The following is a 24305-nucleotide window of genomic DNA, read 5'->3' as shown; positions in this document are numbered from 1 at the left end:
ATCCCGGCATGCCTGCCACCATCCTCGTCGCCGAAGACCAGACCGACATCCGCGAGCTGCTCGCGATGAACCTGCGCAGCGCCGGCTACGAGGTGCAGACGGTGGCCGACGGTCCCTCGGCGCTCGCAAGCCAGGCCGAGGTGGCGAGCGACCTCCTGATCCTTGATCTGATGATGCCGGGCCTCGACGGGCTGGAGGTCTGCAAGGCGCTGCGTGCCCGCGGCCGCACCACGCCCATCCTGATGCTCACCGCCAAGGCCACCGAGCTCGACCGCGTGCTTGGCCTGGAGCTCGGTGCCGACGACTACCTGACCAAGCCCTTCTCGCTGGCGGAGTTGCTCGCCCGCGTGAAGGCCCTGCTGCGCCGGGCCGACCTGCAGCGCGCGGCGCAACAGGGCCAGGCCGCGCAGACCGGCTGGGTGCGCAATGGCGAGCTGGAGATCCTGCCGGCGAAACGCCAGGTGAAGCTGCGCGGCGCGCTCATCGACTGCACCGCCCTCGAGTTCGACCTGTTGCTGTACTTCGCCAGCCACCCGGGCCATGTGTACTCGCGCTCGCAGCTCTTGAACGCCGTGTGGGGCTACACCCATGACGGCTACGAGCACACGGTGACCACGCACATCAACCGGCTGCGCGCGAAGCTGGAACGCGACCCGATGCGGCCGGAGTTCATCCTCACCGTCAGAGGCGCCGGCTACAAGATGCGAGAAGCCCCCCTGTGAGCGTGCGTCTCAAGATCGCCCTCACGATCTTTGCCACCGGCCTGGTCACGGCGCTGGCCGTGCTGGCCACGGTGGTGGTTGCTTTCCAGCGCTTCGAGCATGAGACGGCCTTCCAGCGCTCGTCGGCCTTCCTGAGCCGCGTGGTTGCGACCTACGACAACCTCTTCGAGCTGCACGAGCGCCACCCCGAGGACTTCCAGGTGTTCTTGAAGAACCTGGTGCTGTTCGAGCCCGACACGCAGCTCTACCTGCTCGACACCGAAGGCCGCGTGCTCGCCAGCACCGGCTCGGTGGTGTTGCCGCCCGACTTCCGTGTGGCGATGGGCCCGGTGCGCCAGGCCGCGTCGGCCATGCCCAGCCCCTACGTGATGGGCGACGATCCCGAGCGCATGGACGCCGATGCCGTGATCGCCGCGCGCGCCCTGGGCCGGCGCGCGATCCGCGGCGACCAGCCCCTCGCCGGCTACCTCTACCTCGTGTGCCACAAGGAAGGCCTGCCGGCCAGCCGCTGGCAGGCGCTGCGCAGTGCGTTCGCGCGTCCGGCGATGGGGCTGATCGTGGCCATCATGACGCTGACCACCCTGCTCGCCGCGCTGGTCATCGCCTCGGTGACGCGGCCGCTCGAGCGGCTCACGAGCGCCGTCGCCGCGTTGTCCATGCGCGGCCTCGACAAGGACGGCCTGCAGGAAGGCGCCGCCGAAGCGCAGCCGCTCCTGCCTCCCGCCACGCGCGATGAATTCGGCCAGCTCACGCTCGCCTTCGGCGCCATGCTCACCACCTTGCGGCAACAGTGGGATGCGCTGCGACGGCTCGACCACTTCCGCCGCGAGGCGGTGAGCAACCTCTCGCACGACCTGCGCTCCCCGCTCACCGCCACCACCGCTTGCATCGAGACGCTGCAGGCCCGCTGGGCCGGCGACCCCTCGCGCGACGAGGACTTGCGCATGGCCGAGATGGCCTTGCGCAACACACGCAACGCCGCCCGCATGGTGCAGGCGCTCGGCGACCTGGCCACGCTCGACGAGCCGAGCTTCCAGCTGCGCGCCGAGACGGTCGACCTCACCGAGCTGATCGACGACGTGGCTGCGCGCTTCGCCGAGCGTGCCACGCAGCGCGGGGTAACGGTCGAGGCTGTGCACCACCGCGACCAGCCGGTGGCGGCCTCTGTCGACATCGAACTCTTCGAGCGCGCGCTGGCCAACCTGGTCGACAACGCGCTCAAGTTCTGCGGCCCGGGCTGCCGCATCACGCTGTGTGCCGACGTGGAAGGCAGCGAGGTCGCGGTGACCGTGGCCGACACCGGCCCCGGCATCCCCGCCGCCGACCTGCCCCACCTCTTCGACCGCTTCTACCAGTCGCGGCAGACCGTCGCGCCGGCCACGGGCGAGGGGGGCAAAGGGCTGGGCCTGGCCATCGTCAAGCGCATCGCCGAGTTGCACGGCGGCCGGGTCGAGGTCACGAGTGCACCGCAAGAAGGCACGCGCGTGCACTTGTATCTGCCACGGGAGCTGCCAAGCGCTGCACGATGACCCTGCTGGCGCCCCAGGATGGCGCAGGAAAACCCCTAGTGTGTGCGTCGGGGCACCGGCCTAAAGTCCGCCCACTCGCGGCCGGCAGGCCTGATCTGCCGGGCACTGGCGGGGGTCTGAGGAGACATTCAACGCGTCGAAGGCAAGTGCCTGCAGGCGCACAAAAGCTGGCGCCCAGAAGGCGACACGGCCGATGACAAAATCCAAAGGCGCCAGGGTCACCCCTGGCGCCTTTGTTATTTCCGGCCCCTCGAAAGCGCTCTCTGGAACTCCTCACCGTCACCCTGGCCTCGCTGTTCGCGGGCTTCGTCGATGCCATCGTCGGCGGCGGCGGCCTGATCCTGGTGCCTGCCCTCTTCAGCGTCTTTCCCACGGCCGCACCGGCCACCCTCTTCGGCACCAACAAGGGCGCGTCGGTCTGGGGCACGGCGTGGGCGACCTGGCAGTTCTCGCGCAAGGTCGAGCTGCGCTGGGCCGCGCTGCTGCCGGCGGCCGCCGCCGCGCTGGCGGGCAGTTTCGTCGGCGCGTGGACGGTCACGCTCGTCAGCGCAAACGGCCTGCGCAAGGCCCTGCCATTCGTGTTGCTCGCCGTGCTGCTGTACACCCTGGCCCGCAAGGACCTCGGCCGCCACCATGCGCCGCGCTTCAGCGGCCGCGCCGAGGCGGCCGTGGCCGGCGCCTTGGGCGCGCTCGTCGGCTTCTACGACGGCTTCTTCGGCCCGGGCACCGGCAGCTTCTTCGTCTTCGCCTTCGTGCGCCTGCTGGGCTACGACTTCCTCAACGCGAGCGCCAGCGCGAAGCTGCTCAACACCGCGACGAACGCGGCGGCGCTCGTGCTGTTTGCCTTCAAAGGGCACGTGTGGTGGCACATCGCCGCCGCGATGGCGGTGGCCAACGTGATCGGCAGCCTGCTCGGCACGCGCCTCGCGCTGAAGCACGGCGCGGGCTTCGTGCGGGGCGTGTTCATCCTGGTCGTCTCGGCCCTGATCGCCAAGACCGGCTGGGACGCGCTGAAGCTCTAGCGCCCTGCGTGCGCGCGCAGGCCTCGTCAGTCCGCGTAGGAGAAGCTGCGGTAGGTGGAGATCAGCCGCTGGTAGGCCGAGGTGGCGCGCTCGTGCGCGGCCGGGTCGCGCACGAAGCGCGACTCGTGCAGGAAGCCCACCATCAGGCTGTTGATCTCGAAGGTGAGCTGGGCCGGGTCGGTCTCGGGCCGCAGGTGACCTTCTTCGATGCAGCGCACGATGGCGCCCTTGAGCAGCACGCGCCAGGCGAGCACGGCTTCGAGCAGCTCGTCGCGCAACTGGCTTTCCACGTGGTCGAGGTCGAAGGCGGCGGTGGCGTGCAGGCCGCCGGCGAAGGCGTTCTCGCCGGTGCCGCGGCCGATCCACAGCCGCATGATCGCGTTCAGGCGCGGCAGGCCGCGCGGTGCACTCAGTGCCGGGGTGAACACATTGGCCACGAAGATGCGGCTGTACTCCTTGATCACCATGCTCTGCAGCGCCTCGACAGAGCCGACACGGGCGAACACCCCGCTCTTGCTGATGTCCATGCGCTTGGCGACCTCGCCCAGCGTAACGGCCTGCAGGCCCTCCACCACGGCAATCTGCAGGGCGGTCTTGATGATGGCTTGGAGCGTTTGTTCGCTTTTGGCGAGCTTGATGGTCATGTGGCGACCCTCTTTGCGGGGATGGCCCGGAGTATATGAAGGCAGGCACCAAATGGCACGGCCGTTCGTCAAAGCGATTGAAGCCATGTTTTGGGTGGTCTGTTCGGTTGATCGACCCCGCCCCGCCTGCGTAGCATGGGTCGTGAAGTCCTGACTTTGATGGAGGCCCCATGCCCGTGGACCCCAAACTGCGCTCACTCAACATCGACGTGCCGGCCCAGCCGGAGGTGCTGGTCAAGCTCTCGCTGCTGCTGGCCGACGACGACGTCGACCTGCCCACGCTCGGCCGGCTGGTCGAGTCCGACATGGCGCTGGCCGCGGCGGTGATGAAGGCGGTCAACTCGTCGCTCTACGGCCTGAAGGGCCGGGTGCAGAGCGTGCAGCAGGCGGTGATGTACCTGGGCACGCGCGAAGTGGCGGCGGTGACCTTCGAATTCGGCCTGCGCGCGGTGTTCCCGGCGGTGCCCGAGCTCGAGCCGGTGTGGCAACGCGCCAGCGTGCGTGGCCTCTTGATGGGCCGCATCGGCCAGGCGCTGAGCGTCGATCCCTGGGGCGCGCACTCGGCCGGCCTGTTCGAGGAATGCGGCAAGGCCGTGCTCTTCAAGCACGCGCCCGAGGCCTACCAGCCGATGCTGGCCTCGTCGACCAATGACATGGAACTGGTCGAGCGCGAATACGAAGCCTTCGGCGTGAGCCACGATGCGCTGGGCGCCTCGCTGTGCGAAAGCTGGGGCCTGGGCCCTGCGGCGGTGGCCAGCGTGCGCCACCACGTGCGCGTCAACGCGCTGCGGCAACTGCCGGCGCAGGCCCCGCGTCGCGCCATCTGTGCGCTGTCGGCACTGGCCAATGCGCTGATGACCGACCCGGATTCGCTCGACGAAGTGGCGCAGGCGGTGGCACCGCAGGCGATGCTGGACCAGACCCTGGTCTTGCGCGGTGCTCGCAAGGTGCAGCAGGCGATCGAAGACGCCGCGGCTCGCGGCTGAAGTTCAGAGGCGGCGGGTCGTCTCTCGGACGATCAGCTCCAGCGCCGGCAGGTCGATCTCCGGCACGCGATTGCCCAGCATGTTGAGCAGCGCGTGCGCAGCGAAGAGCCCCATCTCGTAGATCGGCTGGCGCACCGTCGTGATCGGCGGCGTGAGGTAGGCCGCGGCGGGCAGGTCGTCCACCCCCACCAGTGACAGGTCGTCGGGCACGCGGATGCCCCGGCGGTACATCGCCACGCGCGCGCCGAAGGCCGTCTGGTCATTGGCGGCGAAGACGGCGGTGAACGGGTGGCCGCTGTCGAGCAGCCGGTTCATCGACAGCAGGCCGCCGCTTTCCAGGAAGTCGCCCTGCACGATCAGCTCGGGCGCGACCTCGAGCCCCGCTTCGGCGTGCGCCCGGCGGTAGCCGGCCAGGCGCTCGGTGGCGTCGAAATGGTCGCGCGGGCCGGCGATGTGCGCGATGCGCTTGTGGCCGAGGCTGATCAGGTGGCGCGTCGCGATGTAGCCACCGTGCTCCTGGTCGAGCAGGCGGCTGCGCACGTTCGGCGCGTTGAGCTGGCGGCCGGTCACGACGATGGGCTGGTGCCGCGCGAAGTCGACGATCTGGCTGTCGTCGAGGTGGCCGGTCAGGATCACCAGGCCGTCGATGCGGCGCGCCAGCAGCAGGCGGATGCGCTCGGCCTCCTCCTTCGCATTCCAGTGGCCGCTCACGATGATGGGCGCGTAGCCGCTGCCCGACAGGCCCTCTTCGATGCCGCGCATGGCGCGGTTGAAGAACGGGCTCTCGATGTCTTGCGTGAGCACGCCCACCGTCATCGTGGTGCCCGTCTTCAGGCTGCGCGCAAAGAGGTTGGGTTTGAAGTCGAGCTTGCGGATGGCGTTCTCGACCGCGGTGCGCTTGTCGGAGGCCACGCGTGCCGTGCCGTTGAGGATGCGCGAGACCGTGCTCGCCGAGACGCCGGCTTCACGGGCCACGTCGAGCACCGTGACGGCTTCAGGGGTCGCGCTGACGCTCTGGGGTGAGGCCGGGCTCTGGCGGTCGTCGGAATCGGTCACGGCGTCGGGGCGCAAGAGGGTGGAGGTCGGTGAAAGGTGGGTACAAGGGTGGTACGGCGCGCGGGATGATAACGTTTTCAAGCTGCGCGTGCCCGTCGCCCGCAGCCCTTCCCCATCCCAAGAAACACGGAGACAACCATGCCTTGCCACCCCTTCCGATCATTGTTGGCCAGCCTGGCCTGCCTGGCTTTGCCTGCCGCGGCCTGCGACTTCCAGCAGCCGCCCCAGGCCCGGGCCGAGAGCTGCAACCGCCTGCTCGCCAAGAGCATCAACTTCGGCAACATGCTCGACCACGCCCGCGAAGGCATGGCCGGCCCGGCACTGCGTGACGAGTTCATCGCGCTCACCGCGAAGGCCGGCTTCACCGCCATCCGCCTGCCCATCCGCTGGGATGCGCAGGCGGCCGACAAGGCCCCGTACACCATCGACCCCGAGTTCTTCGCGCGCATCGACGGCGTGGTGAAACTCGCGCTCGAGCACAAGCTCGCCATCGTGCTCGACATGCACCACTACACCGGGATGATGAGCGACCCCGAGGCCGAGCGCGCGCGCTTCCTCGGCCTGTGGGAGCAGGTGGCCGAGCACTACCGCGACGCGCCGCCGCAGGTGATCTTCGAGGTGCTCAACGAGCCGCACAACAAGCTCACGCAGTCGAAGTGGAACGACGCGCTCGCCGCGGTGCTGCCGGTCATCCGCGCGAGCAACCCGCACCGCACGCTCATCATCGGCGGCGCCGACTGGAACAGCCGCCGCATGCTGTGGTCGCTCGACCTGCCGAAGGACGACCGCAACATCATCGCCACCTTCCACTACTACGAGCCGATGGCCGTCACGCACCAGGGCGCCGAATGGGTGAGCGGTGCGGCGGCCTGGATGGGCACCACCTGGCGCGGCCGCGAGCCCGAGCTGAAGCAGCTGCGCGAAGACTTCGACGGTGTGGCCGACTGGGCCAGGCGCGAGCAGCGGCCCATCTACCTCGGCGAGTTCGGGGCCTACTCCAAGGCCGACAACGCGAGCCGCCTCGCGTGGACACGCGCCGTGCGCGAGCACGCCGAGGCACGTGGTTTCTCGTGGGCCTACTGGGAACTGGCGGCCGGCTTCGGCGTGCTGGAGCCGCGCTCGCTGGAGTGGCGCAAGCCGCTGCTGCAGACCCTGTTGCCCCGCCGCTGAGGCCGGCCCCGACCGTGTCGCCGGCAAGACAAGGGCTTTCCCTAGGTTTGGGCCTTTCTGGGGTTTCCCGTGTTGACACCCCCGACCCCCGGCGATGAAATACGCGCCGTTGTGAAATCGATTTCACATGAAATCGAGTCACATCTCCGCCGACGGTGCCGCCCTGTTTGCCTCCTCTTACAGAGAGGAAATGCACGCAGGTCCCCCGAGGTGACCGAGTGCGCGGTGCATGTGATCGGGTTACATGCCTCGCTTTTCGTGAAAACGATGCCAGACGCTTGAAGCAGCGGCTGGCACGCTGTCCCAGCCGAGGAGACACAGATGAAAAACATGATCAAGCCGCTGCTGTTCGCCGTGGCCGGCCTGCTGGCCGCAGGCGCCCAGGCCCAGACCAAGGTGACCATCACGGTCGCGTCCTTCCCCGACCTCGACCGTGGCGTGAAGGCCGCGATCCCGCTGTACCAGAAGCTCAACCCCAACGTCGAGATCAAGCTCGCGTCGCTCGCCTATCCCGACCACCACACCGCCATGACGACGGCGCTGGCCACCGGCGCCAACCTGCCCGACGTGATGGCCGTCGACAACGACTTCATCGGCAAGTTCGCCGAGTCGGGCGGCCTGGAAGACCTGTCGAAGGCGCCCTACAACGCGATGCAGTACCGGGCGAAGGTCTCCAAGTTCAGCTACCCGCAGGCGATGAGCGGCACCGGCGCACTCAACGCGATGCCGGTCGACATCGGCCCCGGCGCGCTCTTCTACCGCAAGGACCTGCTCGACAAGGCCGGCGTCAGCGAAGCCGACCTCACCAAGAGCTGGGAGTCGTTCATCGAATCCGGCAAGAAGGTGAAGGCCGCGACCGGCGCCTACATGCTCGGCAACGCCGTCGACATCAAGGACATCTACATCCGCTCCGGCCTGAAGGACGGCGAAGGCGTGTACTTCGACAAGAAGGGCCAGCCGCTCGTCACCAGCGCCCGCTTCGTCAAGGCCTTCGAGCTGGCCAAGGCCGCTCGCACCGCCGGCATCGACGGCAAGATCGGCGCCTGGTCCAACGAGTGGACCGAAGGCTTCAAGCGCGACCGCATCGCCTCGCAGATGATGGGTGCCTGGCTCGCCGGCCACCTCAACAACTGGCTCGCCAAGGAATCGGCCGGCAAGTGGCGCTCGGCCCAGCTGCCCAACAACTCGTTCGGCTACTGGGGCGGCTCGTTCTACGCCATCCCGAAGAAGGCCGCCAACAAGGCCGCCGCGTGGGACTTCATCAAGTTCCTCACGCTCAACAAGGACATGCAGCTCGAGGCCTTCCGCAAGCTCGACGCCTTCCCCTCGTTGATCGAAGCGCAGAACGACGCCTTCCTCGACCAGCCGATCGAGTACCTCGGTGGCCAGAAGGCCCGCCAGCAGTGGAAGGTCGCGGCCGACAAGATCCAGGCCATCGCCGTCGACAAGTACGACCCGGTCGCCCGTGAAGTCGTCAACGCCGAGCTGGAGAAGGTCCTCGAGCAGAACAAGGACATCAAGGCTGCGCTGGCCGATGCCCAGGCCGCTCTCAAGAAGCGCGTGCGCCGCTGACCGCAGCGCAGTCGATGAAAGAAGAAGAGACCGGGCGCGTCACCATGCAAGCCATGTCAAAACCCCTGACTCCGGAGGCGTCCAGCGTGACGCCGACCGTGCAGCGCCGCAAGCGCTGGAACCTTCGCACGCTGGCGCCCTACCTCTTCATCAGCCCGTTCTTCGTCATCTTCCTGGTGTTCGGGCTGTTCCCGCTGCTGTTCTCGGTGTACCTGTCGTTCCACCGCTGGGAGCCGGCTGCCGGCCTCGCCGCGATGAACTTCGTGGGCATCGAGAACTACACGTACATCCTGTTCGACGACGACTGGTTCCACAAGTCGCTCTACAACACCGGCTGGATGGCCATCGTCTCCGGCGTGCCGCAGCACCTGGTGGCGCTGCCGCTCGCGTTCTTCCTGCACATGGCGTTCAGGCGCTGGCGCAACGCGGTGGTCGGCATCTACTTCCTGCCCTTCATCACCTCGAGCGTGGCGATCTCGCTCGTGTTCTCCACGCTCTTCTCGCGCGATTTCGGCGTCGTCAACGCCAGCATCGCCGCGCTGCAGCAGCTGCCGGTGTTCAACTGGTTTCTGCCCGAGCAGAACATCGACTGGGGCCAGCCGCAGTACACGAAGTGGATGATCTCCTTCGTCGTCTTCTGGCGCTACGTCGGCTGGAACACGGTGCTCTACCTCTCGGCGATGCAGACCATCCCGAAGGACCTGTTCGAGGCCGCCACGATGGACGGCGCCAGCCGGTGGCAGCAGTTCCGCCACGTCGTGCTGCCGCTCTTGCGCCCGATGATCTTCTTCGCGGTCACGCTGACCATCATCGGCAACCTGCAGCTGTTCGAAGAGCCCTTCATCCTGACCGGTGGCACCGGCGGCATCGACCAGGCCGGCAAGACCGCGGCCATGCACATGTACGTCACGGCCTTCGTCGACGGTGACTTCGGCACCGCCTCGGCCGTCGCCTGGGCCCTCTTCATGCTGATCGCCGCCATGACCTGGCTCAACAACAAGCTGCTCGGGCAGAAGGAAGAGAAATGAGCGCGACCCTCGCCCTGCAGGCGCCGCGTCGCGGCAACGGCACGAGCTTCAACGCCAGCCAGTTCATCGCCTACGCCATCGTGCTGAGCGGTGCGGTGCTGATGCTCGCGCCCTTCTATTTCATGTTCATCTTCGCGACGCACAGCGACCGCGAGATCCTGTCGCTGCCGCCGCCCATCTGGTTCGGCAACCACTTCGACGACAACCTCAAGCTGCTGCTCGAGCGCCTGCCCCACTGGTGGAACAACCTCGGCTGGAGCCTCTACATCGCGCTCGCCGTCACCGCCGCCAACCTGCTGCTGTGCTCGCTGGCCGGCTATGCCTTCGCGATGTACGAGTTCCGCTACAAGAAGCAGCTCTTCGTCTTCGTGATGGGCACGATGCTGCTGCCGAGCTTCGTGGGCATGATCCCCACCGCGCTCATCATGAGCTGGCTCGGCTGGATGAACGAGCCCAAGGCGCTGATCGTGCCCGCTGCCTGCGGCGCACTCGGCATCTTCATGATGCGGCAGTACATCGCCTCGGCGATCCCGCGCGACCTGCTCGACGCCGCGCGCATCGATGGCTGCAGCGAGTTCGGCATCTACTTCCGCATCATCCTGCCGCTCATCGGCCCGGCCCTCGGCACGCTCGGCCTCGTGACCTTCATCGCCTCGTGGAACAACTTCATGGGCCCGCTGATCGTCATGCGCGACATGGACATGTACACCGTGCCGCTCGCGCTGCGCTCGCTGCAGGGCACAGGCCAGACACCGTGGGGCGCCATCTGCGCCGGCTCGTCGATCGCGGTGCTGCCGCTGCTCGTGATGTTCGTCATGGCGTCGCGCCGACTCATCGAAGGTCTCACCGCCGGTGCGGTGAAGGCTTGATCCCCTCATACCTCCAAGATTTCCAAGGATCCGACGCGTGACTGTCTCGAAATTTCCTTCCGGCTTCTCGTGGGGCGTCGCCACGGCTGCTTACCAGATCGAAGGAGCGGCCCGCGAAGATGGCCGCGGCCCCTCGATCTGGGACACCTTCTCGCACTTCCCCGGCAACGTGCACAAGGGCCACACCGGTGACGTCGCCTGCGACCACTACCACCGCTACCGCGAAGACATCGACCTGATCGGCTCGCTGGGCGTCGACGCCTACCGCTTCTCGATCGCCTGGCCGCGCGTGCAGCCGCTGGGCCGTGGCGCGTGGAACGACAAGGGCCTCGACTTCTACGACCGCCTCGTCGACCGCCTGCTCGAAAAAGGCCTCAGGCCGCACGCCACGCTCTACCACTGGGACCTGCCGCAAGGCCTGCAGGACATCGGCGGCTGGGCCACGCGCGAGACCGCGCAGCGCTTCGCCGACTACGCCGAGGTGATGGGCAAGCGCCTGGGCGACCGCGTGACCGCCATCGCCACCCACAACGAGCCCTGGTGCACCGCGGTGCTCGGCCACGGCATCGGCCAGTTCGCCCCCGGCGCGCGCGACTTCCAGCTCGCGGCCCAGGTGTCGCACCACCTGCTGCTCTCGCACGGGCTGGCGATGCAGGCCATGCGCGCGGCCGGCGTGAAGGCGCAGCTCGGCATCGTGCTCAACCAGTCGTCCACCACGCCGGCCACCGATTCGCAGGCCGACCGCGACATGGCCGAGCGCGAGTACGCGACCTTCGTGCGCTGGTTCATGGACCCGATCTTCCTGAAGCGCTATCCCAAGGCCCCCGGCCTCGACATTTACCCGGTCGTTCGCGAAAACGATTTCGAGGTGATCGCGCAGCCACTCGATTTCCTCGGCATCAACTACTACACCCGCATCTGGGCCAGCTCGGCCAAGCCGCCGGTGCCGGCACCGAAGCTCATGGGCGAGAACGACATGGGCTGGGAGATCTATCCGCAGGGCCTGACCGAGCTGCTGCTCAAGGTCAACGCCGACTACAAGCTGCCGCCGGTCTACATCACCGAGAACGGCATGGCCAACGCCGACGTGCTGGAGGGCAACCAGGTCAACGACCAGCCGCGCATCGAGTACGTGCGCACGCACCTCGAAGCCCTGCGTGCCGCGATCGCAGCCGGTGTCGACGTGCGCGGCTATTTCTACTGGAGCCTGCTCGACAACTACGAGTGGAACTCCGGCTACGACAAGCGTTTCGGCCTGGTCCACGTCGACTACGAGACGCAGAAGCGCACGCCCAAGGCGAGTGCGCACTGGTACCGCGACTTCATCGCGGCCAACCGCTGAGACCCGAGAGGAAGGAAAGCAGCATGTCCACCCTCACCCTGCGCAGCGTGCGCAAGAGTTATGACGACGGCGCCGAGGTCATCAAGGGCGTCGACCTCGACATCGCCGATGGCGAATTCACCGTCTTCGTCGGCCCCTCCGGCTGCGGCAAGTCGACCCTGCTGCGCATGATCGCGGGCCTGGAAGACATCACCGCCGGCGACATCTCCATCGGCGGCGAGCGCATCAACGACGTGCCGCCCGCCGAGCGTGGCGTGGCGATGGTGTTCCAGAGCTACGCGCTCTACCCGCACATGACGGTGGCCGAGAACATGGGCTTCGCGCTCAAGCTCGCCGGCACGCCCAAGCGCGAGGTGCAGCAGATGGTCGGCCGCGCCGCCGAGATCCTGCAGATCACGCACCTGCTCGAGCGCAAGCCCAAGGCACTCTCGGGCGGCCAGCGCCAGCGCGTGGCCATCGGCCGCGCCATCGTGCGCAAGCCCAAGGTCTTCCTCTTCGACGAGCCCTTGTCGAACCTCGACGCCGGCCTGCGCGTGCAGATGCGCATCGAGCTCTCGCGCCTGCACCAGGAGCTGGGCACGACCATGATCTACGTGACGCACGACCAGGTCGAGGCGATGACGCTCGGCGACCGCATCGCCGTCTTCAACGCCGGCCGCATCGAGCAGGTCGGCACGCCGCTCGCGCTGTACGAGAAGCCCGCCAACCAGTTCGTGGCCGGCTTCCTCGGCTCGCCGCGCATGAACTTCATCCCCTGCACCGCCGAGCGCAGCGAGCGCGACGCCGTGCAGCTGCGCATGGGCGAAGCGGGTGCGGTGCGCCTGCCAGCCACCACGACCTCCTTGCGCCTCACCGCTGGCGACCTGGTGCTGGGCATCCGCCCCGAGCACCTGCAGATCACCTCGGTGGGCGATGGCCTGGCCGCCAAGGTCGCCCTGCTCGAGCACCTGGGCGACTCGACCATCGTGCACGCCACCCTGCGCGGCAGCGAGCACACCGTCGCGCTGCGCGTGCCGGCCGACCACGCACCCCTGGCCACCGGCGATGCCGTGGGCCTCGCACCGCAGCCTGGCCGTTCGCTGCTGTTCCAACCCGATGGCCAGGCACTGGCCCTGCACTGAAGGAGCCCGCCATCCACCGATCCCCCGCCAGGGCCGCAAGGCCCACCACCACCACTGCCGCCACAAACGGCGAATGACAACCACCTAGGAGACGAGGAGAAACCATGAAAACCAATCGACTGATCACCGCCCTGGCCATGGCCGGAGCATCCAGCGCCGCACTGGCCGCACCGCCCATCGAGTTCTCGGGCTACTTCCGCGCCGGCGTCGGCGTCAACACCGCCGGCGGCAACCAGGTCTGCTTCGGCCTGGCCAATGCCGACACCAAGTACCGCCTCGGCAACGAGTGCGACTACGTGATCGAGCCGACCTTCGACGCCAAGCTGGCCGAATACGAAGGCTCCGCCTGGCACGTGCGTGTGATGCCGAGCGTCTACAAGGCCTGGGACGCCGGCAGCGCCCAGAACGCGAGCAACGGCCCTGACGCCTTGACCACCCGCTTCGGCCAGATCTACGCCTACGGACAGAACATCAGCCAGCTGGCCAACGGCCGCGTGTGGGCGGGCCGCCGCTTCTACAACCGTCTGCAGACGGGCATCAACGACCAGTTCCTCGAGAACAACGACGGCAACGGCGCCGGCGTTGAAGACATGGACCTGGGCATCGGCAAGCTGAGCATCGCGTTCATGATGGACCCGAACAACGACGCGTACAACAACCGCGCGTCGCTGCCGATCCGCATGACCGGCATCAAGACCGTGCCCAACGGCGAACTGTCGATCTACGTCACGCCGTCGAAGCAGCTGAAGACCGAAGACCAGACTGGTGTCAACCCGCCACCGGCTGACCAGCCGAAGGGTATCGCCGTGGGCGTGTACCAGAAGCTGAGCGGCACCATCCTCGGCGGCGACACCCTCTTCGGCGTGAAGGGCGACAAGTTCGGCGACCTGAAGAACACCCGCGTGGTGTTCCAGCAGGGCGCGAACTTCGGTGCCACCGCGGTCGACTTCATCACCGAGTACCGCATCCGCAAGAACACCGGCAACACCGGCAACAAGTGGTTCACGATCGGTGCGCGCGCCGACACCCACCTGTCGGGCCCCTTCCGCTTCCTCGCCGAATTGGGCCATGACCAGGTCAAGCCCGACGGCGGCGGTGCCAAGCAGAACCTGACCAAGGGCACGCTGGCCGTGGCCGCCTCGGCTGGCAAGGAAGCCGGTTCGCGCCCGACCGTTCGTCTCTTCGTCACGCATGCCATCTGGAACGATGCGGTGCGCACGGCAGGCGCCGGCGGCTTGAGCTCCACCAACGCCCGCCAGGTGTTCGGCGACAAGAAGTCTGGCACTTCGGTGGGCGTGCAGGCCGAATCCTGGTGGTGATTCGTTCCTGCTAAGGGAAAAGAGAGCGTTGGCCCGGTTGGCGGAACCGGGCCTTTTTTTGTTTCCGCTTCAGAAGAAGCGCATGTCCAGGTCGCCGTGCGCGTAGATCACGACGCCGGTGTCGGTGTGCGTGAGCTGGTGGCCGCTGCCCGCGGGCGCGAGCTGGTAATCGCCGGCCTGCAGCAACACGTCGTCGAGGAAGAGCTCGCCGTCGATCAACAGGCACTCCTCGTCATGCCCGTGTGAGTGCCGCGGCACCGCAGCGCCCGCCTCGGCACGGTAGAGCAAGGCCGCCTGCCCGTCGTGCGCCCACAGCACTCGCCGCCGGATGCCCGGTGCGAACTCGGGCCAGCCCGCCTCGGCATCGCGCACCGTGAGCGTCGATCCCCTCGCATGCGAGGGCACCGCCGATTCGCGCAGGAAGAGCAACGCCGCGGTATCGGCCTGCCAGCCCGGCGTGGCCACGCCGGCGGGCGTGACGTGGTAGTCGCGCGGGCCGAAGCAGCCAGCGTCCGACTGCACCTGCCCCGCCAGCACCAGCCACTCGCGGTGGCGCGTCAGCAGCACCGCTTCGTTGGCGAGCGCCTTGGCGTCGAGCCGTGCCCCCGCGGCCAGCTCGATCAGGCGCACGCGCAGCGGTTCGCCGGGCCGATGCCCGGCACCCCGGTACAGGGTCTGCGCCATGATGCCGGGCGCGAGCACGGCGTGGGGGGCACGCGCACGGCGCGTGGTCACCAGGCCAGCCTCGGCGGCGTGTGAAGCTGCCACACGGGCCATCAGGCGCGTGCGCAGGTCGGGTGTCGAGGCGTTCATCGAGAAGTCCATCATGGGTTGAGCGAACGCAGGCCCTGCGGGCCCAGGGCGTCGCGCAAGGTGGCCAGCGCGCGGCGGATCTGCGACTTCACCGTGCCCAGTGGCAGCTCGGTGTGGGTGGCGATCTCCTCGTGGCTCAGGCCGCGGAAAAACGCGAGCGCCACCAGCTGCCGCGGCTGTGCGTTGAGCAGCATCAGCGCCCGTTGCAGCTCGGCATGGCCACGTGCCACGTCGAGCAGGTCGTCGTGGCCGAGCTCGTCGGCCAGCATCTCGCAGGCGGCTTCGGCGTCGAGGCTGTCGTGCTGGAAGCGCGACTCGTGCCGCACCGCATCGATCGCCCGCGAGCGCGCCATGTTGAGGAGCCAGGTCAGCGCCTTGCCGCGCGCCGGGTCGAAGCGCGGCGCCTGGCGCCACACCTGGAAAAAGGTGTCTTCGACTACCTCTTCGGCCAGCGAGGCACGCCGCACCACCCGCATCACCACCGCGTAGACGCGCGAGACCGTCGCGTCGTAGAGCGTCGCCAGCGCGGCCTCGTCGTGCAGGACGATGCGGCCGATCCAGCCGGCGATGTCGGCATCGCTCGCCGCCGGCGCGCAGCCGAGTCCGGCCGCCGGCGCGGGGGCTTCTTCCCCCTCGGGCGGTGGCTCCGCGTCGTCGAAGAACAGCAGGGCCGGGTCGTCGGGGGGCATGACGGGGGTGGGGTGGGCGTTCATGCCCGGGTGGTACGCAGCGCTTGCGATTTCGGATGCACCCGCCGGATGCGCCTCGATGCATCCACCCACCCGGCCCGGCCGTATGGGCTGGCAGACCCCGAAGGAGCCGCATGCCGAGCCGTCATTTCGACCTGGTGAGCCACTGGCGCATCGATGCGCCGGTCGACCGTGTGTGGGCCGTGCTCACCGACCCCGAAGGCTGGCCACGCTGGTGGCCGTACGTGCGCTCGGTGTGCCTGCTCAAGGTCGGCCGGGCCGACGGTGTCGGCAGCGTGCGCCGCATCGAGTGGGCCACCCGCCTGCCCTATGGCCTGGTCGTCGAGGTGGAGGCGGTGGAGTCGTTGCGCCACGAGCGCCTGCGCGGCCGATCGCGCGGGGCGCTGCGGGGAGAAGGCCTGTGGCTGCTGCGCAGCGACGGCGGCAGCACTCACGTCACCTACGTTTGGCGCGTGGAGCTCGCGCAGCCCTGGATGCGCTGGCTCGCGCCGCTGCTTGCGCCGCTCTTCCGCTGGAACCACCGCGGCGTGATGCGCGCCGGCGGGCTGGGCCTCGCGCGGCACCTGGGCGTGCCGTCGCGCGTGCTGTGCTGATCCGGAGGCCGCGTGTCTTTTTTGCGAACGCGCTGTAAGCCTCGCGCAGCCCGCACGACCACGTCGAACCCTTCACCCCAGGAGCCACGTCCATGAACCCGCTGATGCTTTCCGCCGTGGCGCTTGCCGCCGCCACCTTGGCCTCGAACGCCGTCGCGCAGCCGGCGACGCCGGACCCCAACGCCTTCCTCGACCAGTTCGAATTGACCTTCGGCAAGTTCGACGGCTTTCGACGCTCGGGCGCCAAGGGCATCTGCGCCACGGGGGAGTTCGTCGGCACGGCCGAGGCACGCGCACTCTCCACGGCCTCGGCCTTCAGCGGCAAGCCGGTGCCGGTGATCGTGCGTTTCTCGGTGGGCGGCGCCAACCCGAAGGCGCCCGACAACGCGAAGTCCCAGCGCAACCTCGCGCTGCAGTTCAACCTGCCCGACGGTGAGCAATGGCAGATGGGCAACATCTCGGCGCCGGTGTTCGGCGCGGCCTCGCCGCAGGTGTTCTTCGGGCGGCTCGCGTCGCTGCAACCCGATCCCGCCACCAAGATGCCCGACCCGGCCAAGGTCAAGGCTTTCGCCGATGCCCATCCCGAGGTGCTGCTGCAAGGCAAGTACTTCGCGTCGCAGCCGGTGCCGGCGAGCTTCGGCAGCGTCAACTACTGGGGCGTGCACGCCTTCGCCTTCGTCAACGCGAGCGGCGCCCGGCAGTTCGGCAAGTGGATCTTCGAGCCCGTGGGTGGCGTGCAGGGCCTGAGCGACGACGAGGCCAAGGCCCGTGGCCCGAGCTTCCTCTTCGACGACCTGCGCCAGCGCGTGAAGGACGGCAAGGTCGCCTTCGACTTCAACCTCGAGCTGGCCCAGGCCGGCGACCGGATCGACAGCGCCACCGTGCCGCTGCCCGAGGGCCGCAAGAAGGTCAAGCTCGGCCTGCTCAAGGTGACCTCGGTGGCCGAGGACGGCGGTGGCCCGTGCCTCACCATCACCTACAACCCGATGGTGCTGCCCAAGGGTGTGGAGCCCTCGGCCGACCCGATGCTGGCCGCGCGCGCCGCGCCTTACGCCGTGGGCCTCGGGCGCCGGCTGACGGAAGGCGCGAAGCAGCAGTAGCCGCTGAAGCGTCGCAGTGTCAGCCGAGGCGGCTGAACTCGACGCTGTCGGTGCGCGAGCTGTCGCCACCCGCGATGCGCCGCGTGTGGCTCACCCGGGTGGGCCACGCCGTCGCGGTGTCGACGTCGAAGTCGCCACGGTCGTCGAAGTCCATGCCGGCCAAGGCCGCGGTTGCGTCGACGGCGGCCGCGCCTGCGAGGCGATCGACGGAGGGCTGCAGCTCGCCCCCCACCACCCGCGCGGTCGTGTGCCGATCGACCACCATCAACCAGCCGAGCCGCGCGAGCTGGCCACGGCCATTCACGCCGCGGAGGTCGAAGCGGCCGAGGATAGGGATCTCGCCGGTGCCGAGCGGTGACGCCACCGTGGTGCGCACCTCCAGCGGCTCCCCCACGCGGTACTCGCGCCCCATCGCGCCGAGCAGGATGCCCGGCTCCTTCAGCACGGCCTGCGCGATGTAGGCCTCGTTGGCGAGCATCGGCTGCAGGGCCGCGCGCAGGTGGGCGTCGAGCGGCGCCATCGCCGGGTCTTTCGCCACCACGGCGAGCAGCCGGTCCATCGACTCGCGCATGCGTTCGCGCAGGCCCGGCATGTCCGCCACGCCGGCCACACGCCCGGCCTCGTCGAGCACCACGTCGATCGGCACGCCGTCCCAGAGGTGCTGCAAGGCTTCGAGCAGCGGCCGCATGCGCGGGTCGGCATCGAGGAGCTGGGTGTCCTGCACGGTCCACCGCGCGAGCCAGCCAGCGTCGAGCGCCTCGACGACGGCGATCGACACACGCGAGGCGGCGCGCTGCACCAGCGCGCCGTTGCGTTCCGTGCGCTGATCGAGCCGGTAGCGGAGCGTCTGCCCGACGGCGAGCTGGGGGACCAGCGTGAACGTGTCGGGCACGGCCACCGCCGGCGCGGAGCGAAAGATGGCGAGGCCGCCGATCAGACCGAGGATGCCGCGGCGGGTGGTGGTGAAGGTGGGCATGTGGGTGTGCAGTGTGCGGTGTGCGTGCGGCAAGCCTAGTGCAACCGGTGGGCTCGGTGCATGCTTGCGCACGCCGCGTCGCGACCGCAAGACGACGCCCCCACCTTCGCCGCCGGCGATCGACGAAGCCCCGACATGATGAAAGTGACCCGACGCTCGGCCGGACTCGCGACCCTCTCCGCGTTGTTCACCGCTTGCGGGGGTGGTGGTGGGGGTGACACGCCGCCCGCCCCCGCCCCGGCGCCGGGGGGCGGGACGCCGCCGCCTCCTCCGCCACCCCCTGCGGCGCCTCCTCCCTCACCGCCTCCGCCAGCAGCGCCTCCACCTCCAGCGCCCAACGCCTATCGCTGGAGCAACGTCGCGATGGGTGGCGGCGGCTATGTCACCGCGGTCGTCGCGAGCCGCACGCAGCAGAACCTGTTCTACGCGCGCACCGACGTCGGTGGCGCGTACCGCTGGAACGCCAGCACCGGCCGCTGGGTGCCGCTGCTCGACTTCGTGTCCGAAGACGACGTCGGCCTGATGGGCACCGAGTCGCTCGCGCTCGACCCGCGGGACTCGGCGGTGCTGTACGTGCTGGCCGGCACGCCCTACTTCAGCAACGGCAAGACCGTCGTGATGCGCTCGACCGACTACGGCGCGACCTTCTCGCGCATCACCGACGTCAGCGCGCAGTTCCGCGTCAACGGCAACGGCATGGGCCGCAGCAACGGCGAGAAGCTGCAGGTGGACCCGGGCAACAGCAACGTGCTGTACGCCGGCTCGCGCAACAACGGCGTGTTCCGGAGCACCGATGCGGGCGCGAGCTTCACCCGCCTCGCCTCGCTGCCGGTGACCACCACGCCGAACGAGAACGGCATCAGCTTCGTGCTGCTCGATGCGACCAGCGTCGCGAACGGCGCGGCACGGCGCATCTTCGTCGGCGTCTCGCGCTTCGGCTCGGTCGGCCCCAACCTCTACCGCAGCGACGACGGCGGCGCGACCTTCACGCCGGTGGCCAACGCGCCGGCGAGCGTCATGCCGCAGCGCGCCGTGCTCGCCGGCGACGGCAACCTCTTCATCACCTACGCCAACGGCGCCGGCCCGCACCCCGGCCCCGACAGCCTGACCCCGCGCGAGCCGATGAACGATGGCGCGGTGTGGAAGTACAACGTGGCCGCGGGCACCTGGACGAACGTGACGCCCACGGGCCTCACGACCGGCTTCTCCGGCGTGACGGTCGATCCCGGCAACCCCCAGCGGGTTCTCGTCAGCACGATCAACACCTGGGCCGCGCAGGGCAACAACTGGGGCGACCACTTCTTCCTCAGCACCAACGGCGGCGGCAGCTGGGTCGACGTGGTGCAGCGCGGCTTCGCGCTCGACACCGACGGTGTCTCCTGGATCGGTGAGAACTCGATCCACTGGGCGAGCAGCATCGAGTTCGACCCGTTCGACACACGGTCGGCGTGGGTGACCTCGGGCAACGGTGTCTACCGCACCCGCAACATCGATGCGACGCCGGCCACCTGGACCTTCGCGGTGCGCGGCCTGGAGGAGACGGTGCCGCTCGGGCTGGTGAGCGTGCCGGGCGGGCCGCTGCTGACCACCATCGGCGACTACGGCGGCTTCCGCCACACCGACATCGACGCCTACGCGCCGGTCCACACGCCGCGCCTGAGCTCGACCCCCGGCCTGGCGGTGGCGCCGGCGCGGACCTCGGTGGTCGTGCGCGCGGGCGCCAACCAGATCTACCGCTCGGCCGACACCGGCCTCACCTGGACGCAGGTGCCGGCGCAGGCGACGACGAACCTGGTCGCACTGTCGGCCGACGGGAGCACGCTGCTGCTCACCGATGGTTCCAGCGTCACCTATCGCTCCACCGACTTCACCAGCGCCACGCCCACGTGGACGACCGTCACGGGCCTGGGCAACAACGGCGCGCGCCCGGAGGCCGACCCGGTCAACGCGGCCAAGTTCTACGCCTACGACCCGGCGGCCGGCCGGATGCTCGTGAGCACCGACGGCGGCGCGAGCTTCACCGCGGCCGGCGCGCTGGACAGCTGGGGCGCGCCGCTGATCCGCGCGGCGCCCGGCCGCGAGGGCGACGTGTGGGTGGCCTTGCGCGGCGGCGGGCTGGCGCGTTCGACGAACTCCGGCACCTCGTTCAGCAAGCTGGCCCGGGTGAACTCGTGCAGCGCGGTCGGCTTCGGCAGGACCATGAGCGGTGCCAGTTACCCGACCGTGTTCATCTGGGGCTCGGTCGACGGCGGACGGCGCGGCATCTACCGCTCGACTGACGCCGGTGCGAATTGGCTCCGCATCAACGACGACGCCCACCAGTTCGGCGGGCCGGGCAACGCGCAGTTCATCGCCGGCGACATGAACACCGAAGGCGTGGTCTACATGAGCACCGTCGGGCGCGGCGTCGTCTACGGTGCGCCGGTGGCGACGCCGTGACGGCCGCGCGCCCGTTCAAAGCAGCAGGAAGGCCGCGGCCGCCACGGCCGTCGGCCCGAGCGCGCCCAGCAGCAGGCCGCCGGCCCCGATCGACTCGTCGGTGAAGCCGCGCTTCAGCAGGGCCACGCCGGCCGGGTTGGGCGCGTTGGCGATGACGGTCAGCCCGCCGCCGGCCACGGCGCCGGCCACCAGCATGTACTTCGACTCGTCGGAGATGCCCGAGATCAGCGAGCCCAGGTAGGTCAGCGCCGCGTTGTCGGTGACGGCGGTCAGCCCAAGCGCGCCGAAGAACAGGGCCAGCGGCTCCAGGCCCGCGACGATCGGCTGCAGCCACCAGCGCTGCAGCCCGCCGAGCACCACCAGGCCCGCGAGGAAGAAGCCCACCAGCAGGGCTTCCTTGAGGATGAGGGGGCTCTGGTAGCGCTCGTAGGCCTGCGTGAAGCCCAGGAACAGCAGGAAGAGCGCCAGGAAGGCCACCGGGTGGTGGGCCATCAGCACCACGCCGGCCAGCAGCGCGAGGTGGACCGCGACCACCAGCATCGGCACCGGTGGGCCCTGCGCTTCCTCGGCGCCCGCGGGCGCGGCAAGCAGGTGCGGGCGCAGCAGGACGGTGGCCACCGAGGCGTTGATCGCCACGGCCAGCGCCGCCTTCCAGCCGAAGGTCGCGAGCATGAAGGTGCTGTCCCACTGCCAGGTGCTGGCCACCATCAGCACCGGTGGCGCGGCATACGACGTCAGCGTGCCGCCGATGGAGACGTTGACGAACAGCACGCCCAGCGCCAGGTACTTGATGCGCTCGGGCACCCCGGGCTTGAACACCAGCGGGGCGAGCAGCAGGGCCGCCAGCGTCATGGCCGCGGGCTCGGTGACCAGCGACCCCATCAGCGGCACGACCGCCAGCCCCAGCCAGGCCGAGGCCAGCGGCGTGGGCAGGGGCGAGAGCCGGGCCAGGCCCGCGACGGCGCGCAAGACGGTCTGCAGCACGGGGCGCGACGCCGCCACCACCATCACGACGAAGACGAAGAGCGGCTCGGTGTAGTTGCGCGACTCGGCATAGCCCAGCGCCGCGCCGCCGCCAGCGATCAGCGCCATCACGAGCACCAGCACGATGGCCCAGAAGCCGAACACCACCTCGACTTCGCCCAGCAGGTGGAAGAGGCCGGCGTGCCGGGGGTAGCGGTGGGCCAGGCGCTCGAACAGCTTGGCGACAAAGGTGTGGAGGACGGCCACGCCGAAGACGGCGGCGGCGATCAGGTCGATCGTGGGGTCGGTCATGAGGGTCTGGTCGTGAAGCGGCCGCGAGGCGGCCCGACCGTCGCATGAACCTGCTGCACCGTGTCTGCGGCCCAGCACCCGGCGCGCAGTTTACGGGCAGGCGGGCACCGCCCAGCCGGCATTACGCCGCCAGCACCAGCGGCCCGTCGGGATGATGCCGGGCGCACATGAAGTCCACGAACGCGTTGACCTTCGGGCTCGCCAGCCGCCGCGAGGTGTGCAGCACCCACAGGTCGACTTGCTGGCCGGCCGCGGCGCCCCAGTTCACGAGTTCGCCGCGCGCCAGGTGGCCCGACACGATTGACTGCGGCAGCAGGGCCGCGCCGGCGCCCACCAGGGCGGCGTCGCGCAGCATCAGCATCGACGACAGGCGCAGGACGGGCAGCGGCTGCAGCACGAGACGGCTGTCTTCGAGGGCCCAGGTGTCGCCCTCGCGTGTCGACATCACGACGGCCTGCACCGGCACCGGTTGGCGCGCCGGCCGCGGCTTGGGCACCGAGGGCGCTGCCACCACCAGCAGCCGGTCGCGCGCGAAACGGCGGCCGACGAGTGCGGTGTCGGGGCGCGGGTTGGGCCGGATGGCCACGTCGAAGCGTTCCTCCACCAGGTCGACGAGCCGGTCTTCCGAGACCACCTCGACCGTCACCTCGGGGTGGAGCTGGCGGAACTCCGCACACAGGCGGCCGAGGGCCAGCTGTGCAAACAGCACCGGCGCCGCGATCCGCAGGAGACCGCGCGGTTTGCCCGTGCCCTCGCGCACCGCGGTCAGGGCCTCCACCACTTCGTGCATCGGGCCTTCGGTGCGGCTCAGGAGCAGGTAGCCCGCCTCCGTGAGCTCAAGCCCCTTGGCGCCGCGCTCGATGAGGCGCACGCCGAGCTGGCTTTCCAAGTCGGCGATGCGCCGGGACAGCGTGGCCTTGGAACGCCGCCCCGTGCGGCTGGCGCGTCCGAAGCCGCCATGCGCCGCGACGAGGGTGAAGTCCGACAGGGCGTTCAGGTCCATGGGCAGGTGTTCCAGATTCGAGACAGACTGTTTTCATTCTGGCGTCTGTGTTTATTCCGTGCAACGGCCTATCGTTCACCCCGTCGCAACCACTCACCCCGGAGAAATGTCATGAGCATCCTCGTCACCGGTGCCACCGGCACCATCGGCTCGCTGGTCGTCCAAGGGCTGGCCCGTGCAGGCGCCCCCGTCAAGGCCCTGGTCCGCACGGCCGGCAAGGCGGCCCTGCCCCCCGGCGCCAGCGAGGTCGTCGCCGACCTGACCGACGTCGCCTCGATGCGGCGCGCCCTGGCCTCGACCCGAACCCTCTTCCTGCTGAACGCGGTGACGCCTGACGAAGTGACGCAGGCCTTGATCACCCTCAACCTCGCCCGTGAGGCGGGGGTCGAGCGCATCGTCTACCTGTCGGTGATCCACGCCGACGCCTACACCGACGTGCCGCACTTCACGGGCAAGCACACGGTCGAACGCATGATCGAGACCCTGGACCTCCCGGCCACGGTCCTGCGCCCGGCCTACTTCATGCAGAACGACCGACAGGTCCAGGCGGTCGTCGAGGGCCACGGCGTCTACCCGATGCCCATCGGATCGGCCGGCGTGGCCATGGTGGACACCCGCGACATCGCCGACGTGGCGGTCGCCGAGCTGCTGCGGCGCGACCGCGCCGAGGGCCCGCTGCCGCGCATCACCCTCGACGTGGTCGGCCCGGAGCTCCTGACCGGTACGTCCGCCGCGGCCGTCTGGAGCGAGGCCCTGGGCCGCGAGGTCGTCTACGGCGGCAATGACCTCGCTGCCTTCGAAGCGCAACTGGCCGGCTTCGCGCCCGGCTGGATGGCCTACGACATGCGCCTGATGATGGCCCGCATCCAGCAGCAGGGCATGGTGCCCGGGGCGGCGGCGGTGAAGCGCCTCGAAGCCCTGCTCGGGCGCCCGCTGCGGCGTTACGCGGGGCTGGTGGCCGAACTGACGGCTGCCACCGCGCCGCAAGCCGCCTGACCCCGCTCCTGCCTCGCGTT

At 69.3% G+C, this 24305-nt stretch carries 22 protein-coding genes; 15 read left to right on the top strand and 7 right to left on the bottom strand.

From position 1 onward, the window contains the following. Positions 1–8: 8 nt before the first annotated feature. The 3 genes from JI745_RS15100 to JI745_RS15090 all read left to right on the top strand — a co-directional run bounded on the left by JI745_RS15100 (position 9) and on the right by JI745_RS15090 (position 3273). Positions 9–722 (top strand): response regulator transcription factor, encoded by a 714-nt coding sequence (locus JI745_RS15100; RefSeq protein ID WP_201808376.1) that lies wholly within the window; start codon positions 9–11, stop codon positions 720–722. After that, positions 719–2251, top strand: coding sequence for a HAMP domain-containing sensor histidine kinase (locus JI745_RS26795; protein ID WP_201808374.1), 1533 nt, complete (start codon positions 719–721; stop codon positions 2249–2251). Before JI745_RS15100 ends, JI745_RS26795 begins: the two co-directional genes overlap by 4 nt. 263 nt (positions 2252–2514) lie before the next feature. Next, complete coding sequence (locus JI745_RS15090; protein WP_201812585.1) at positions 2515–3273, top strand: TSUP family transporter; 759 nt, start codon at positions 2515–2517, stop codon at positions 3271–3273. A gap of 26 nt (positions 3274–3299) precedes the next feature. Here the strand turns inward: JI745_RS15090 and JI745_RS15085 are convergent, their stop codons facing one another. Continuing rightward, positions 3300–3917 (bottom strand): TetR/AcrR family transcriptional regulator, encoded by a 618-nt coding sequence (locus tag JI745_RS15085; protein ID WP_201808373.1) that lies wholly within the window; start codon positions 3915–3917, stop codon positions 3300–3302. A 170-nt stretch (positions 3918–4087) separates the two neighbouring features. Here JI745_RS15085 and JI745_RS15080 point away from each other — a divergent pair, with 170 nt between their 5' ends. Further along, positions 4088–4903 (top strand): HDOD domain-containing protein, encoded by an 816-nt coding sequence (locus JI745_RS15080; RefSeq protein ID WP_201808371.1) that lies wholly within the window; start codon positions 4088–4090, stop codon positions 4901–4903. Between the two features lie 3 nt (positions 4904–4906). Here JI745_RS15080 and JI745_RS15075 read toward each other — a convergent pair whose 3' ends face one another. Next, complete coding sequence (locus JI745_RS15075) at positions 4907–5959, bottom strand: substrate-binding domain-containing protein (RefSeq protein WP_310738646.1); 1053 nt, start codon at positions 5957–5959, stop codon at positions 4907–4909. Positions 5960–6097: 138 nt separating this feature from the next. Here JI745_RS15075 and JI745_RS15070 point away from each other — a divergent pair, with 138 nt between their 5' ends. The 7 genes from JI745_RS15070 to JI745_RS15040 all read left to right on the top strand — a co-directional run bounded on the left by JI745_RS15070 (position 6098) and on the right by JI745_RS15040 (position 14380). Then, positions 6098–7129 carry a glycoside hydrolase family 5 protein gene (locus JI745_RS15070; RefSeq protein WP_201808369.1) on the top strand — a complete coding sequence of 344 codons (1032 nt, stop codon included), beginning with the start codon at positions 6098–6100 and terminating at the stop codon, positions 7127–7129. Positions 7130–7450: 321 nt separating this feature from the next. Continuing rightward, entirely contained in the window at positions 7451–8701 is a 1251-nt protein-coding gene (locus JI745_RS15065; RefSeq protein ID WP_201808367.1) for an ABC transporter substrate-binding protein, read from the top strand. 53 nt (positions 8702–8754) lie between these two features. Continuing rightward, on the top strand, positions 8755–9729 hold the full coding sequence (locus tag JI745_RS15060; RefSeq protein ID WP_236675005.1) for a carbohydrate ABC transporter permease: 975 nt from the start codon (positions 8755–8757) through the stop codon (positions 9727–9729). Next, positions 9726–10598: a carbohydrate ABC transporter permease gene (locus tag JI745_RS15055; protein ID WP_201808363.1), complete on the top strand. Its 873-nt coding sequence runs from the start codon at positions 9726–9728 to the stop codon at positions 10596–10598. The genes JI745_RS15060 and JI745_RS15055 overlap by 4 nt, the downstream gene beginning before the upstream one ends. Positions 10599–10635: 37 nt before the next feature. Beyond that, a complete protein-coding gene (locus JI745_RS15050; protein ID WP_201808361.1) occupies positions 10636–11940 on the top strand; it encodes a GH1 family beta-glucosidase in 1305 nt (434 codons plus the stop codon). A 23-nt stretch (positions 11941–11963) separates the two neighbouring features. Then, the gene (locus JI745_RS15045; RefSeq protein WP_201808359.1) at positions 11964–13061 is read left to right on the top strand and encodes an ABC transporter ATP-binding protein; all 1098 of its coding nucleotides are present in this window, start codon (positions 11964–11966) and stop codon (positions 13059–13061) included. A 104-nt stretch (positions 13062–13165) separates the two neighbouring features. After that, positions 13166–14380 (top strand): carbohydrate porin, encoded by a 1215-nt coding sequence (locus tag JI745_RS15040; RefSeq protein ID WP_201808358.1) that lies wholly within the window; start codon positions 13166–13168, stop codon positions 14378–14380. A 69-nt stretch (positions 14381–14449) separates the two neighbouring features. Here JI745_RS15040 and JI745_RS15035 read toward each other — a convergent pair whose 3' ends face one another. Both JI745_RS15035 and JI745_RS15030 read right to left on the bottom strand, forming a co-directional pair. After that, positions 14450–15208 (bottom strand): cupin domain-containing protein, encoded by a 759-nt coding sequence (locus JI745_RS15035; protein WP_201808357.1) that lies wholly within the window; start codon positions 15206–15208, stop codon positions 14450–14452. Further along, positions 15205–15906: a sigma-70 family RNA polymerase sigma factor gene (locus tag JI745_RS15030; protein ID WP_201808356.1), complete on the bottom strand. Its 702-nt coding sequence runs from the start codon at positions 15904–15906 to the stop codon at positions 15205–15207. Before JI745_RS15030 ends, JI745_RS15035 begins: the two co-directional genes overlap by 4 nt. A gap of 110 nt (positions 15907–16016) precedes the next feature. Here JI745_RS15030 and JI745_RS15025 point away from each other — a divergent pair, with 110 nt between their 5' ends. Further along, positions 16017–16496, top strand: a complete 480-nt coding sequence (locus JI745_RS15025; RefSeq protein ID WP_201808355.1) for an SRPBCC family protein — start codon at positions 16017–16019, stop codon at positions 16494–16496. Positions 16497–16588: 92 nt separating this feature from the next. After that, on the top strand, positions 16589–17596 hold the full coding sequence (locus JI745_RS15020; protein WP_201808354.1) for a catalase family peroxidase: 1008 nt from the start codon (positions 16589–16591) through the stop codon (positions 17594–17596). Between the two features lie 19 nt (positions 17597–17615). Here the strand turns inward: JI745_RS15020 and JI745_RS15015 are convergent, their stop codons facing one another. Next, entirely contained in the window at positions 17616–18572 is a 957-nt protein-coding gene (locus tag JI745_RS15015; protein ID WP_201808353.1) for a hypothetical protein, read from the bottom strand. A 363-nt stretch (positions 18573–18935) separates the two neighbouring features. On the opposite strand from JI745_RS15015, the gene JI745_RS15010 reads away from it, so the two are divergent. Then, on the top strand, positions 18936–21011 hold the full coding sequence (locus tag JI745_RS15010) for an exo-alpha-sialidase (RefSeq protein ID WP_201808352.1): 2076 nt from the start codon (positions 18936–18938) through the stop codon (positions 21009–21011). Between the two features lie 15 nt (positions 21012–21026). On the opposite strand, the gene JI745_RS15005 is transcribed toward JI745_RS15010, so the two are convergent. Together JI745_RS15005 and JI745_RS15000 are read right to left on the bottom strand one after the other, a co-directional pair. Then, on the bottom strand, positions 21027–22286 hold the full coding sequence (locus JI745_RS15005) for a putative Na+/H+ antiporter (RefSeq protein ID WP_201808351.1): 1260 nt from the start codon (positions 22284–22286) through the stop codon (positions 21027–21029). Positions 22287–22407: 121 nt separating this feature from the next. Continuing rightward, positions 22408–23289: a LysR family transcriptional regulator gene (locus tag JI745_RS15000; protein ID WP_201808348.1), complete on the bottom strand. Its 882-nt coding sequence runs from the start codon at positions 23287–23289 to the stop codon at positions 22408–22410. Between the two features lie 111 nt (positions 23290–23400). Here JI745_RS15000 and JI745_RS14995 point away from each other — a divergent pair, with 111 nt between their 5' ends. Beyond that, complete coding sequence (locus tag JI745_RS14995) at positions 23401–24285, top strand: NmrA family NAD(P)-binding protein (RefSeq protein ID WP_201808346.1); 885 nt, start codon at positions 23401–23403, stop codon at positions 24283–24285. Positions 24286–24305: the final 20 nt, after the last annotated feature.

The organism is Piscinibacter sp. HJYY11, from assembly GCF_016735515.1.
Classification (GTDB): Bacteria; Pseudomonadota; Gammaproteobacteria; order Burkholderiales; family Burkholderiaceae_C; genus Rhizobacter.
Note: the sequence above shows the minus strand (reverse complement) of the source record. Positions and strands in the feature narration are given on the sequence as shown.